Here is a 12,523-nt window from a genome sequence, read left to right as displayed (position 1 = left end):
CAAAACTGTGTTTGGGTTTAGCGTAAACGATCAGGCATCATTAATTTAAGGAATTCTAGAATACCATTCTCTACTACAAGTTCTTCTCTATCTTGATCAGCAAGTACTCTTCTGATGAGATCTTCTTTACCCTCCAGCACTTTACTTGTCCAATGAGGATCAATGATAAGAGATCGTCCTACTGCTACTAATTCAGCATTTGTCAACGTGTCCTCTGCGTCCTGTTTGGTACGGATATCTCCTACCCCAATTAAAGGTACACGGCCATTGATTTTCTCATGTACATATTGCAGGATTGATTTTTCTTTAAAATCTTCTGATGCAGATACTTTCTTAAAATCCCCTAATGAAATATGCAGATAATCCAGCTTTTTATCAGCTAATTTATCAATAAGATAAAAGGTATCGGTGATTTTAATTCCAGGCTCTTCATATTCTTCTGGAGAAAAACGATACCCGACAATAAAATCCTTAACCTTTGAATTGTCAACGACAGCAATAACTGCATCCACTAATTGGTTAATGAAATTAAATCTTTTCTCTAAGCTTCCGCCCCATTGATCTTCACGACGGTTGGAGTGTGGAGAGAAGAATTGTTGGATTAAATATGTGTTTGCTCCATGAATTTCTACCCCGTCAAATCCAGCTTGAATAGCACGTTGAGTCGCTTTTTTAAAATCCTCAATTACACCGAAAATTTCATCTTCTGTTAATGCTCTTGGAATTTCTGCATTCGGGCGTTCGGCAGCAATGGCGCTGGAGGAAACGGGTTGTACGCCACGCAATATTTTTGAATCTGTCATTCTTCCTGCATGGAATAGCTGTAAAATAGCCTTTGTTCCATTTCGTTTAATAGTAGATGCTAATCGGCTGAGGCTAGGAATAAATTCATCGGAGGAAACACTAAGTTCACCTTCCCATCCTTTTCCACCCTCTTGTACATTTGCTGCCGCAGTGATGACCGCACCTACTTCGCCCGTTCTTAGCGAATAGTATTTCAATTCATCTTGTGTTACTACACCGTCATAAAAGCTCATTCGCGTGGTCATTGGAGCCATAACCACTCGGTTTTTTAATGTCAGCCCTCTGCGAAAAGTTAATGCTGTGTCTAGTGCTATCATCTTTTTCCCAACTTTCATTAAATTATATTTAGATAAATTATTATATACATGCGCATACATATAAATTACAGCAATGATTTATTCTTGTCAACTAATAAAGAACTGCTGTTGGATACAACAAAAAGCGCTGTTCATTGGAACAGCGCTTTTTGCTCGATATGAATGGTCCTTATTATTCTAGTTCGGCCGGTTTTACAATGGCTGCACCTTTATTATTTTTGGAATATTTAGCTTCGATTTTCGTGGTGTATGTATCTTTGGCTCCATCACTTACCAGTACATAACTCAGATCGACTGTCAGCTTTTCCGTTTGCCAGGTCTTAGTATTGACGAATAATTTCCACGTTACGCTTTTGGGTTGAACTGTCTCTCCATCCCAAAGGTTCTCCTGGTCATAGAGTTTGATTATCCCCTTAGCTGCTGTCGGATCGGTTACCGTGAATTGTAAGACTGTTTGTGCGCCAGCAGTGCTGACTTTCATGGATTTTTTATAACTTTTGACCGAATCAAGCATGGAAACAGGATCGTATTGGCCTTTAGAGTAAAAGGCATCCCATTCCGTTTTCTCCAGTCCAAGCCAATATTGTGCATCAGGATCGATTGGCTCCCCGTCATCGTCGTAACCTTCATCTTCAGATTCATCGATCAGTTCACTTCCGTCTACAAGATAGTAAAACTCCTTGTCATTGGCATATAGACTGTACGATGTTTCTAAAAGACTACTAGCGACAGTGCCTGCTGCGGCAAAATTCGGCAGACGGTTGATATCCAGCTTCAGAGTGTTGGTGTTGCTGATACGCACCCCGCCGCTTTGAATATCCTGTTTTTTGGTCACATCCAGATGGAAATTCTTTATTGCTTTGGAGGCTGCCGTTACTTTGCTGATCATCTGATCCGCGGTTACTACTGTTGAGGTAGCTGCAGACACTACTCCTGGATTAGACATCCATCCGATCGTTCCGGACAGCAATAAAGCACCTACTGCCAAACTAGTACCTATTGTTTTGAAAAAACTGTTCATGTACTTCCCCTTTCGGCCCCTTGCGATAATGTAACGCCGTATAGGTCGAAATAATAAAAGAGCTCAAAATAGACTACATATTCTTAGAGCTATCCTTTATGCTTCATAAGACATCCCTATGGCGGCCTGGCGATCATTTCCTTCTGTCGAAAGGTTTTAGACCCATGGCTTTGTGTCATCATCTTTCGATGATTTTACCTTTAACGCGGACATTCAATTAGTTTTAATAGATTACGGACGCATGTCCCACCGCTAATTTTATCATGGTTATAATTACCTGTAAACGACTTATCTTCCATTCGAATTCGCTATGATACTCAGAAGAAATACTACAATCAAAATGAAAAATGAACGATTACATACGCTTATAAGTCTTATTAATGAGAACAGCAAAGACAGGGGGTGCAGCAAAATGAGTGACCGGGAAATTTTCGAGCTCTATAAAGAACAAGTATATTATTTTTGTTACTACTTAATGAAAAATCAGGCAGATGCGGAGGATATTACCCAAGAGGTATTTGTAAAAGTTATCTTAGCGGATAAGTCGAAGGTAAGAAACTTGAAAGCTTGGATTTTACGAATTGCTTCGAATGAGTGCAACAGTGTGATCAAAAGGCGTAAGACGGGGTGGATGAAAGAAGTACGTAATTATTTATTATCCAGGTCTGAGGAATCAAACCCTGTAGAAAAACGTTTGGATCGACAGGAAACTAAAAAAGAATTACAAGGGTTATACAGTCAGCTTCCTGACAAAATCAGAATGGTAGTAGTCCTTCGTTTTATAAACGAATTGACTGTACCCGAGATCTCTAAAGTTATGAGCATACCCGAAGGAACTGTAAAATCCAGACTGAACAAGGGACTTAAAATACTAAATAGAATGGGTGGAACCCAACTAAAGGAGCTGAATAGTAATGAGTCTCTATATTGAAAAAGATAAACATATTCCCCGACCGGATTATGATTTGATGTGGACTGCCATAGAACAAGAAGCTTATAAACGTCAAAGAAATCTGCATGCCTCCCAGAATACTCCTAGGTCTAATAAAAAGGTTATTCCTATCAGTATTGTCTTCTCTTGCCTCTTACTTGTAGCCATTCCTGTATTCGCTAGTATGACGATTAATTGGGATAAAATTGGTGGTCGAAGTGTGAGCAATGCATTAAATAACGGCATCGGTCAACAGTATAATCTTCAAACTTCCAGTTCAGGAGTAACAATGAATTTGAACGGTGTTGTAACTGATGGAGAAAAAATGAAAATGCTGTTATCACTTGATACTAAATCTGATCTATCCAAATATACTGGATTTGCTACAGAGGAAAACATCATGACTAGTGAATCCGGTGCCAAGGCAAAGGTATACGGTTATTTAGAATACGATCCTGAAAGCCAGAAACTCATTGGAGTATATGAGACACCCGATACATTAAAGGATGATAAAAAGGACTACAGGTTTGAAGCACGGAATCTCATTTTTTACAGTGATCGGAATATTCCCTTACAATCTAATCATCAAGCAGGGGATACTATCAATACTGGAGTTAAGCAATATCCAAGCATTCAAATCGAATCCGTTCGATATGTTTCCAATCAAACCATTATCCGTTACAAAGTCGCTGCATCACCATCTGACTTAGGACGGGGTAACCCACATTTGGTAGTTAGTACTGGTAGTCAAGAGAATGAAGCAATTCCAACCATCATGCCTAACGAAGGATCGGATTTATTTATTGAACAGGTTTTCAATATAACTGAATCAGATTGGAAGGAAGCTAGTCTTCATTTTAGTTACATTGAAGAAGCGAAACGATTTTCAGGTACGTGGAAGTTCGATTTTAAAGCAGATGGACAAAAAGCAAGTGAGGCGATTTACACTAAGAAACTGTATAACAGTCCTGAATTTCAAGAAAAGACCGGCATAACCTTAGATCAGCTAGTGGTTACCCCTTTAGATATCCAAATTCTAATAGATGAAAATGATTCGCTTAAAAAAGGAATTGTCCACTATAATACCGCTCAGTTGGTTATAGGTGATCAAACAATCACTGGGGGTTGGAATTTGAAAGGAGATCATTCCGAAAGCTACCAGCATTTATTTCAATTCGAATCTCCGGAATGGTATAACGACTGGTCCGATGTTCCAATGAAACTTATATTAAAGGATGCTGTCATTGAGAAACGTGATACTACTAAGAATTGGATCACTATAAACAAACCTAAAGAAGAAAAGCAGTTCACTTCACTTGATGTCGATGGGTTAAAAATTGAATTCACTTACTATACTGAGGGCGAAAATTTGATTGTCGAATCAACATCCAAATCTTCTGGCTTCAAAAGCGTTAACCAAACTACGTTACGGATTAATGGCAAAGAAGTGGTGCCTGAAATTACACCTAAGGGCATGATATCTACAGGAACTAATATTGATAGCTACAAAGATATCCCTTTCGACGAAAAAATCGAACTGAACCCTGGAATCTATAAATATAGCGATCCTAGCCGGAACGAGGAAATTAAACTTTAATGCAGGAAGTTAATCTATGTCCCGCCCTTTCTAGTTAATCCTAAGGGCGGGTTATTTATGGATAAAATCATTTCTGTTTATGTATCTCTTTTATTTCCTTCACAACAAAAAAAGCATAGAACGGACTCAAGTCCGCTTTATGCTTTCCATTATTAAGATAAACAATATTTAACCAGCGCATCTCGCACACCATGCTCGTTGTTAGACCCCGTGACAGCATTCGCTGCCGCTTTGACCTCAACCGGAGAATTATCCATCGCAACGCCCATACCCGCGTATGTAAGCATAGAAATATCATTAAAATAATTACCGATCGAAAGAACTTCCTCTTGCGGAATTCCCAGCTTCACAGCCAGATTCTTTAAGGCGTTGCCCTTGGAGGCTTCCGGATGCATCAAGTCAACGAAAAATTCACCACTGCGCAAAATATTGTACTCATGTGTCCAAGTACGCCATTCACGTTCAGCTTCGTCAAGGATTTCTGGTTGTGTAAATACAGTAAACTTAACAACCGGTTCACGGAAATCTTCCCATGCTGGCAGTGTAGCCGGCACGATACGGAAGTGTTCATACATATAATTGGCTTCTTTGGTCAGGTTTTCTACATTATCTACATACATATCAAAAGCCGTATTCACATCATAATGAATATCATGCTTTCTACAATAATCAATATAAGGGTCAAGACCACGAGCATCCATACCGTATTGATGCAGCACTTCCCGATCTTTCACACGAACCGTAGCAGCTCCATTATGACCCAGCACATAACCAGACAGCCCCATTTCCTCCATAAAAGGAATCGAGTTCTGCGGACTGCGGCCGGTACATAACACGATCTGCCCGCCAAGACGCGTAACCTCAGCAATGGCTTCTTTATTCTCAGTGCTCAAGTGGTGATCATCATTCAACAGTGTACCATCTACATCTAGTGCAATCAGTTTGTATCTCATACTCCCACCATCCTTGTCTTTCTTTTTCTATATATATTGAACCTGGCTATCTGAGTTAAGTTTCAGTCGCAACTGCGGTGAATATTTGGACTTCCAGCCGCTGTTGTTTCCAGATTTCTTGATTTATACCGTTTACTAGTGGTTGAAATCCGGAAACAAAGGCGGTCGCTATCGCTCTTACAGTTCCAAACTTCCCCTCCGCCACTCCATCCCCTTATCCCAAGTTTCCAAATTCAATTTACATACCATTTTTTCTCTATATTATTGTTCTAATGCTTCTGTACTTAAGAGTGCCAGTTCCTCTAGCGTAAGTTCACGACTAGCTCCCAGTGGCAGGCTTTCGTCCAGCTTCAATTCTCCCATAGATACTCGTTTCAGAAAAGTGACTTTTTTGCCGACAGCTTGGAACATTCGCTTAACCTGGTGAAACTTTCCTTCTGTGATGATCAGCGAAATATGTGAGATTACTTTACTGCCGCGTTCTCTTCCCAATATAGTTAGCTGTGCAGGTAAAGTAACATATCCATCTTCCAGCTCGACACCTGCCGCAAAAGCCGCTACATCGTCTGCGTCTACGTCTCCCTCAACTGTTGCTTCATACGTCTTAGGGACATGCTTGCGTGGCGATAATAGCTCGTGAGCAAGCTTTCCATCATTGGTGAGCAGAAGCAGCCCTACTGTGTCCTTATCTAACCTTCCTACAGGAAAAGGTTCAAACTGTACATATTCCTGCTTTAAAAGATCCAGAACGGTCCGATCCCGCTTGTCCTCTGTTGCCGACAGAACTCCCGGTGGCTTATTCATCATAAGATAAATAAATTCACGATAGGTAACAAGCTCGCCGCCAACCACAATTTTATCGTGATAAGGGTCTACATGAAATCCACTATCCTTGACGACTGCACCATTCACGGTAATTAAACCTTGCTTGGCTTGTTTACGAATATCGCTGCGTGATCCTACCCCCATATGGGACAATACTTTATCTAAACGCTGCTTTTTTGCAGTTTTCCCTGATAGGCTCATTCTTACATCCACCTCCAGCCTGCGGGATATTCATTCTTGAGCACACCGTCCTGCCACTTCCCCCAGCCTGCACTATAACCATCTATGCAGACCAGTACGTATCCTTTTTGGGTAGTTCCTATTTTAATAGAGAGACGTTCTTGACTAATCAACAATGTCTCTCCTTTAAGATAGGAAATAGCTTCATTACTCGTACTGGAAAGTGAGACACTTCGGCAGCTCTCTTCAGGGTGTAACGCGGTAGCCATTGGATGTCCTGGGATAAATCTGCCGTTACGGACATGTCCTACATACCATCCTGGACGAATCGCCTTTAATCCATTTAATCTTTCCTTAGGTAGTGGGGAGATGTACAGATGATCACCGAAGAAAATCGGATACCCTTTTGGCTCCCAGCCAAGCTGGTCTTTTATAAAATCTCCATATGCAGCCAAGGCTTGCTCTTCTCCTGAACCTTGACGGCCACGTTCAGCGCCAGCAGCAGATTTATTAGAGAACTTACCTTCTTTCCCTCGTCTGGCTTCTGGTTTGTTTGCGGATTTAATATGAGCAGTGCCTTTTTTATTCGTATTCCGTGTAACTGCACTCAACTTAACTTCGGCTTGATCACGTTCCTCTGCAGATACCTTTGGCCCCACATGTTGCAGCACAGCCATGAAATGTCCTTCACCTTTTACTTTATGCGGCCATAGTCTTGCTGTCCCTGATAGTTCTCCAAAACCAGGAGCAAATGAGCCAGTGCCTCCAACTGTAATCACCGAAAACTGTGGATGTTCAGAAATAAACTCCGCTATAATTTCTTCATTTTCTTCTGTAGCAAATGTACAGGTTGAATAGACAAGTGTACCTCCCGGTGCCAACGCTGTTGCAGCAGAACGTAAAATATCCCGCTGCATGGCAGCATATTTGGCAGGTGTACCTGAATCCCACTGCTTCACCATGTCTTCGTCTTTACGGAACATCCCTTCACCTGAGCATGGAGCATCAATCAAGATTTTGTCAAAATAAAGCGGGAATGCCGCTGCAATATGATCTGGACTTTCGTTTAGTACGATACCGTTGCGCACCCCATATAGCTCTAGATTTTTGGCTAAGGCTTTCGTGCGTTCTGGATGAAGATCATTGGTAATCAACAAGCCTTCTCCTGAGAGCTTGGCAGAAATCTGTGTGGATTTGCCCCCAGGTGCAGCGCATAAATCAAGGACACGATCTCCTGGCTGTACATCAAGCAGTTCCACAGGTGCCATAGCGCTTGGCTCTTGAATGTAATACAATCCCGCGTGATAATGTGGATGTTTACCTGGTCTGGCCCCATCCTCTGTATAGAATCCGGTTGGACACCACGGAATGGGTTCCAGCTCTAAAGTGGAAAGAGCTTGCAATTTTTCCACTGAAATTTTCAAGGTATTAACACGAACGCCTCCGTTAGGGGTCTCCTTGTACGAATCCGCAAATTGATTATAATCCGTTCCCAGCAAGTCCATCATACGCTCGCTGAAAGAACTGGGCAGTTGTGCCGCCATGATGCCGTCCTCCTGATAGTACTGCTAAAATTTAGGTGTTTAAAGATTCAAGGAACACCCTTACGGGTGTTCCTTTGGCAATACTCATTTATAGAGGATCATTATTTACGATGAGAAGAGGTCGGTCTTTGAGGACCTCGTCGTTGAGGATTATTCGGTGTGATCACCTCAGCCGCAGAGTTCACTTCATCCGCTAGACCTTGATCAATGATTTCTATAGTCAGATCATAATAAGAAAATGGCTGCTGCTCACACGACTCCATGCGGCGAACATAATCCTTCACTTCCACCACTAGCTTAGCCAAATTAATGCCGAGTGTCACTGCTGAATATTCTTCCAGCTTGGCAGCAGCCCCGCTTAGCATAATCGTTGCACCACGCATATTATTATTACGGCAATGGTACAACCCAACAGCTACTTGGAGAAGTGCTTTGTACAATGGGTCGCGTTGCTTGGCAAGCCATAGCTCTTCGAGCACCTCGTGACATTCGAAATAATCCCGGTCACGATTAAAGTACACTAGATACGCCAAGTACAACGGATCATAAGCCATCCGGCAAACTATCCTTTTTAGCTGCGGAGAGAAGTCCCCGTACATGATCCAGAAGCTCCTTCATCGCTTCCATGTCCTGAGCCTGCCATATTTCGTTAAATCGAGCCTGAGTATCTATAGCCTCATTCACCAAATGATAGAAATACAATTGATGAATAGATTTGAGAATTTGAGTCGTCATATTCGAGTTTTCCTCGAAGGTCTTTTGCGCTTCCAGGATTTCATCACGAATACTGGACATTTCGCTGTCCAAGATGGAGGCTGCTTCAGCTGCGGTTTTCAGGCGCACTCGCATTTCATCCGGCAAGCTTTCCCGATATTTATAATTCAGAGAGTGCTCTATGGTTGCCCAGAAATTCATAGCTAGTGTACGAATTTGGATCTCTGCGAGCACTATTTTTTGTCCCAGAGCTGTCTGCACAGGATATTTAATAATCATATGAAAGCTGCGATACCCGCTCTCTTTATAATTGGTGATGTAATCCTTCTCATACAGGACTTCAAGATCCTTACGAGCCCGGATATATTCGGCCACTCTGCGGATATCCTCCACAAACTGGCACATAATCCGGATCCCGGCTATATCTTCAATGCCTGTCTCCAGATCCTCCATCTTCACATTCAGGCGCTTAGCCTTCTCCAAAATGCTTGACAGCCGCTTTACACGACCAGTTACGAATTCAATCGGCGTGTATTCCTCTCTTTTCTTCAACTCCGAACGCATTGTTTTGAATTTAACTTTCAATTCTTCCACAGTCTGTTCATATGGAAGCAAAAAAGTTCCCCAGTCCCTGCCGTCCATCGCCTTCGTCCTCCTGTCCTTTCGACTCCTTCAATCAGTGATGATCAGCACCCACTGCTTCAGAGATATGACTGAATCCGTCCCGCCGTAAGAGCTGCCGTAATCCGGCATGCAGCCTGCGGTTAACCTCAGGTCCTTCGTAGATGAGTGCTGTATAAATTTCGACCAGACTTGCGCCTGCTCTTATCTTGTCATACGCATCCTGACTGGTGAATATGCCCCCTGAACCTATGATCGGCATCTTCCCTTCAGTCTGGCGATAAATCCTACGAATGATTTCCGTTGACCGGTCACGAAGTGGCTTACCGCTTAATCCACCTGTCTCATTAGCCTTTTCATGACTAAGTCCATCCCGGTTCAATGTAGTATTCGTAGCAATAATACCATCCATACCAGCTTCTGTCAGTGATTGAACCATATACTCCAACTCAGAGTCACTTACATCTGGAGCAATCTTAACCAACAAGCTCTTATTCATGCCTGTGGCTTTACGCTGAATCTCCATTTCTTCCTTTACTTGTGCCAGCAGGAACGCTAATTCGCTGCCATGCTGGAGACTGCGCAGCCCCGGTGTATTTGGTGAGCTGATATTGACCACAAAAAAATCACCGTACGGATAAAGCGTACGGATACACTGACGATAATCTTCATGAGCCGCTTCATTACTAGTTATTTTATTCCGTCCAATATTTACTGCTATTGGAACTCTGCGATTTTTTAATTTTTTTAGACGCTCTGCCATAGCGTCAGCCCCTTCGTTATTGAAGCCCATACGATTGATCAGAGCTTCATCAGAGGGAAGACGGAACAAACGCGGGCTATCATTACCCGGTTGACCCTTAGGGGTAACCGTCCCCACTTCCATAAATCCGAATCCGATCGAAGAGAATCCAGAAACGGCCTCGGCATTCTTATCCAAGCCTGCTGCCAGTCCAACTGGAGTCGGAAAATGTATGCCAAACAGATCAACTGCTAAATCTGCCGTTTCAGGAACGCCATACATTAAACGCAATGCCGCGCTTCCCCCTGGAACTGATGATGATTTATCCAATCCACCTATGACGAGATGGTGAGCCTTCTCAGGGTCCAGCTTAAAGAAAATTGGTTTACCAAAATTACGATACAACACCGTTCTCGCTCCTTAAGGGGTACTTCACTAATCCACGTGTCTACCCGATTCTGTAGGTTTCTTCTTAATTTTAGCCTTTTCTTGAACAAAAGAAAAGCATTTTACCCTGTAAGTGTGCAGAGAGCTTAACCCAAAGTATAGTAATTTTCTTGTAAACGCATTACAATATAGGGGTAATCAGCGATTAAGAGAGAAAGAAGGTATGCTGGATGTCAACTAAACGTAAACCACCAACTTTGCAGCAAAAGAAAGAAGAAGTTAATCGTAAAGCGCTAATGTGGATCGGCGTAAGTTTAACTTTACTAATTCTTCTCATCATCGTTCTGTTTATAGTTGCCGGGAACTAATTCAGCCAGTGGTATACTTTGTGGGGGTTGGTCTGATCATATGGAGCAGCAGGGTTGAAGCGTTTCGCCGGCAGCAGCTGCTTGTCAGGCAGAACCCCTTTACTAATCACCACTTTTGTTCCTTTTGGAATCATAGCGAATAGTTCTTCCACATCTTCTCGACTCATCCGAATACAGCCAAGGGATTCATCCTTGCCGACACTTTCTGGCTCATTGGTGCCATGAATAGCATAATTACTATCTGAAAGTTGTAGTCCGCGGCTTCCGAACTCCCCATTATCATGACCGTTTGGATTGACCACTTTATCTGTAATGATGAAATTGCCTTCCGGAGTCTTGTCTCCCCCAAGCCCTACCTCATAATTTCGTAGAATAACAGAGCCGCTGACTACTGCCAAGCGGTGTTTTTGTTTATCCACAATCACTCTAAGCGGCTGGTCAAAAAAAGGAACGCCCTTTCCACTACTTCCACTCTCGCTTAACGCCGTCGGTATGCCCATTCCCGCCTCAGCAGTTGAGCTTGGAGGCTCACCCGCAACTTCCGGTGTACCCAGTGCCTTAGCAGTTGCTATTTCCTTAAGAGATTTGAACTCACGTTTCATAACTGGTGTCGTCCCGCCAATCCAATTTTCCGGAAAAGGTCTGGTCAATTCCGCCAGAGAAGCCGGAAGCTTGCCTTTATGATTCTGATAAGACCTCATTGCACTCCATAATGTAGCTAGCTCCTCTTGATCCCCCTGCCACTTAGCTGCATCCACCGCAAGTTCCCCTTGCTCTGGCGGTTCGCATGCACATGCCGCTGGATCATAGGATTGGTATACCAACCGTCCGTTCCCATTCTTCTGCAGTGTGGAATTAAGCGGAAGCTTCTCTTTCCACAGCAGCCACTTCCCTTCCCGCTCCATGCCCAAAATAGCAGCTTGAAACGGTTCCTCGCGCATTAGCATAGTTGCCATCAGCTTCCCTGACGAAGCCGAAGCTCCACTCTCTTGCGCTGTATACATCATTTTTCGTGCCTCTAGAACGGGTTCCTTCTCAACATCTTTTTGATCAAGCGGATCTTTAACTTCAGAAGTAACCGTGTCTTGGACCGTATCCTGATCTCCCGCAATATCTAGACCCGGAGCCACAGCCGATGGCACCATAACCAGTAATAGAAGCATCAGCCCAAGCATAATGTAGCGGAATCTTTGCTGCCTTCGGTCCCGCTGGCGGCTTGCCTGAAGCAGCCCTTCCTCATATTCCCGTAGCGTTTCCGCAGGCACCTTACTATGCTCGAAAGCTTCATATACTTCTCCAGCCTGATTGAAGCAATAGTTAGCTTTCCCCTGTTGACCGTTCTTATAGTATTCCTTACCCAGCAAGTACCATGCCATCTTATTGTCTGGATGCATCTGTACATATGCTTTGAGGTGCTGAGAATTTTTCATCGGAACCTCCGAAATTTTATAATTCCTTCCTACATTAATATCGGTCAGACATCGCAAAAAAGACATCCCTAGCTGAACAAAAGTTCGCG

The 12,523-nt window shown here is 43.0% G+C and carries 12 protein-coding genes and 1 riboswitch; of the genes, 3 read left to right on the top strand and 9 right to left on the bottom strand.

Going from position 1 to position 12,523, the window contains the following annotated elements; genetic code table 11:
- Window positions 1-17: 17 nt before the first annotated feature.
- Together MHH89_RS01900 and MHH89_RS01895 are read right to left on the bottom strand one after the other, a co-directional pair.
- Complete coding sequence (locus MHH89_RS01900) at window positions 18-1,121, bottom strand: NADH-dependent flavin oxidoreductase (RefSeq protein ID WP_076301374.1); 1,104 nt, start codon at window positions 1,119-1,121, stop codon at window positions 18-20.
- Window positions 1,122-1,293: 172 nt separating this feature from the next.
- Entirely contained in the window at window positions 1,294-2,142 is an 849-nt protein-coding gene (locus tag MHH89_RS01895) for a DUF6612 family protein (protein WP_076186691.1), read from the bottom strand.
- Between the two features lie 117 nt (window positions 2,143-2,259).
- A riboswitch (cyclic di-GMP riboswitch) is annotated at window positions 2,260-2,351 on the bottom strand.
- A gap of 203 nt (window positions 2,352-2,554) precedes the next feature.
- Here MHH89_RS01895 and MHH89_RS01890 point away from each other — a divergent pair.
- Together MHH89_RS01890 and MHH89_RS01885 are read left to right on the top strand one after the other, a co-directional pair.
- The gene (locus MHH89_RS01890; RefSeq protein ID WP_076309862.1) at window positions 2,555-3,073 is read left to right on the top strand and encodes an RNA polymerase sigma factor; all 519 of its coding nucleotides are present in this window, start codon (window positions 2,555-2,557) and stop codon (window positions 3,071-3,073) included.
- Window positions 3,057-4,670, top strand: coding sequence for a DUF4179 domain-containing protein (locus tag MHH89_RS01885; RefSeq protein WP_341086169.1), 1,614 nt, complete (start codon window positions 3,057-3,059; stop codon window positions 4,668-4,670). Before MHH89_RS01890 ends, MHH89_RS01885 begins: the two co-directional genes overlap by 17 nt.
- A gap of 152 nt (window positions 4,671-4,822) precedes the next feature.
- Here the strand turns inward: MHH89_RS01885 and MHH89_RS01880 are convergent, their stop codons facing one another.
- From MHH89_RS01880 to MHH89_RS01855, 6 genes are all read right to left on the bottom strand, one after another.
- Window positions 4,823-5,623 carry a Cof-type HAD-IIB family hydrolase gene (locus MHH89_RS01880; protein WP_036689337.1) on the bottom strand — a complete coding sequence of 267 codons (801 nt, stop codon included), beginning with the start codon at window positions 5,621-5,623 and terminating at the stop codon, window positions 4,823-4,825.
- 261 nt (window positions 5,624-5,884) lie between these two features.
- Window positions 5,885-6,649, bottom strand: coding sequence for a pseudouridine synthase (locus MHH89_RS01875; protein WP_076186699.1), 765 nt, complete (start codon window positions 6,647-6,649; stop codon window positions 5,885-5,887).
- A gap of 2 nt (window positions 6,650-6,651) precedes the next feature.
- On the bottom strand, window positions 6,652-8,172 hold the full coding sequence (locus MHH89_RS01870) for an RsmB/NOP family class I SAM-dependent RNA methyltransferase (RefSeq protein ID WP_076305904.1): 1,521 nt from the start codon (window positions 8,170-8,172) through the stop codon (window positions 6,652-6,654).
- A 101-nt stretch (window positions 8,173-8,273) separates the two neighbouring features.
- A complete protein-coding gene (locus tag MHH89_RS01865) occupies window positions 8,274-8,726 on the bottom strand; it encodes a DUF309 domain-containing protein (RefSeq protein WP_076130116.1) in 453 nt (150 codons plus the stop codon).
- Window positions 8,716-9,528, bottom strand: coding sequence for a GTP pyrophosphokinase (locus MHH89_RS01860; RefSeq protein WP_036689325.1), 813 nt, complete (start codon window positions 9,526-9,528; stop codon window positions 8,716-8,718). Before MHH89_RS01860 ends, MHH89_RS01865 begins: the two co-directional genes overlap by 11 nt.
- Window positions 9,529-9,562: 34 nt before the next feature.
- The gene (locus tag MHH89_RS01855) at window positions 9,563-10,657 is read right to left on the bottom strand and encodes a quinone-dependent dihydroorotate dehydrogenase (protein ID WP_036689322.1); all 1,095 of its coding nucleotides are present in this window, start codon (window positions 10,655-10,657) and stop codon (window positions 9,563-9,565) included.
- Between the two features lie 209 nt (window positions 10,658-10,866).
- Between MHH89_RS01855 and MHH89_RS01850 the strand changes: the two genes are divergently transcribed.
- The gene (locus tag MHH89_RS01850; RefSeq protein ID WP_167348489.1) at window positions 10,867-11,004 is read left to right on the top strand and encodes a hypothetical protein; all 138 of its coding nucleotides are present in this window, start codon (window positions 10,867-10,869) and stop codon (window positions 11,002-11,004) included.
- On the opposite strand, the gene MHH89_RS01845 is transcribed toward MHH89_RS01850, so the two are convergent.
- Window positions 11,001-12,434, bottom strand: coding sequence for a L,D-transpeptidase (locus tag MHH89_RS01845; protein ID WP_076280960.1), 1,434 nt, complete (start codon window positions 12,432-12,434; stop codon window positions 11,001-11,003). The genes MHH89_RS01850 and MHH89_RS01845 overlap by 4 nt on opposite strands.
- Between the last annotated feature and the right edge of the window lie 89 nt (window positions 12,435-12,523).

It is taken from the genome of Paenibacillus sp. FSL H7-0323 (assembly GCF_038002725.1).
In the GTDB taxonomy this organism is placed as follows: domain Bacteria; phylum Bacillota; class Bacilli; order Paenibacillales; family Paenibacillaceae; genus Paenibacillus_AQ; species Paenibacillus_AQ odorifer.
Note: the sequence above shows the minus strand (reverse complement) of the source record. Positions and strands in the feature narration are given on the sequence as shown.

Bases quoted from the DNA above. Each gene is read 5' to 3' on its own strand.
- MHH89_RS01900 (WP_076301374.1), bottom strand. From the start codon at position 1,121: ATGATAGCACTAGACACAGCATTAACTTTTCGCAGAGGGCTGACATTA.
- MHH89_RS01895 (WP_076186691.1), bottom strand. From the start codon at position 2,142: ATGAACAGTTTTTTCAAAACAATAGGTACTAGTTTGGCAGTAGGTGCT.
- MHH89_RS01890 (WP_076309862.1), top strand. From the start codon at position 2,555: ATGAGTGACCGGGAAATTTTCGAGCTCTATAAAGAACAAGTATATTAT.
- MHH89_RS01885 (WP_341086169.1), top strand. From the start codon at position 3,057: ATGAGTCTCTATATTGAAAAAGATAAACATATTCCCCGACCGGATTAT.
- MHH89_RS01880 (WP_036689337.1), bottom strand. From the start codon at position 5,623: ATGAGATACAAACTGATTGCACTAGATGTAGATGGTACACTGTTGAAT.
- MHH89_RS01875 (WP_076186699.1), bottom strand. From the start codon at position 6,649: ATGAGCCTATCAGGGAAAACTGCAAAAAAGCAGCGTTTAGATAAAGTA.
- MHH89_RS01870 (WP_076305904.1), bottom strand. From the start codon at position 8,172: ATGGCGGCACAACTGCCCAGTTCTTTCAGCGAGCGTATGATGGACTTG.
- MHH89_RS01865 (WP_076130116.1), bottom strand. From the start codon at position 8,726: ATGGCTTATGATCCGTTGTACTTGGCGTATCTAGTGTACTTTAATCGT.
- MHH89_RS01860 (WP_036689325.1), bottom strand. From the start codon at position 9,528: ATGGACGGCAGGGACTGGGGAACTTTTTTGCTTCCATATGAACAGACT.
- MHH89_RS01850 (WP_167348489.1), top strand. From the start codon at position 10,867: ATGTCAACTAAACGTAAACCACCAACTTTGCAGCAAAAGAAAGAAGAA.
- MHH89_RS01845 (WP_076280960.1), bottom strand. From the start codon at position 12,434: ATGAAAAATTCTCAGCACCTCAAAGCATATGTACAGATGCATCCAGAC.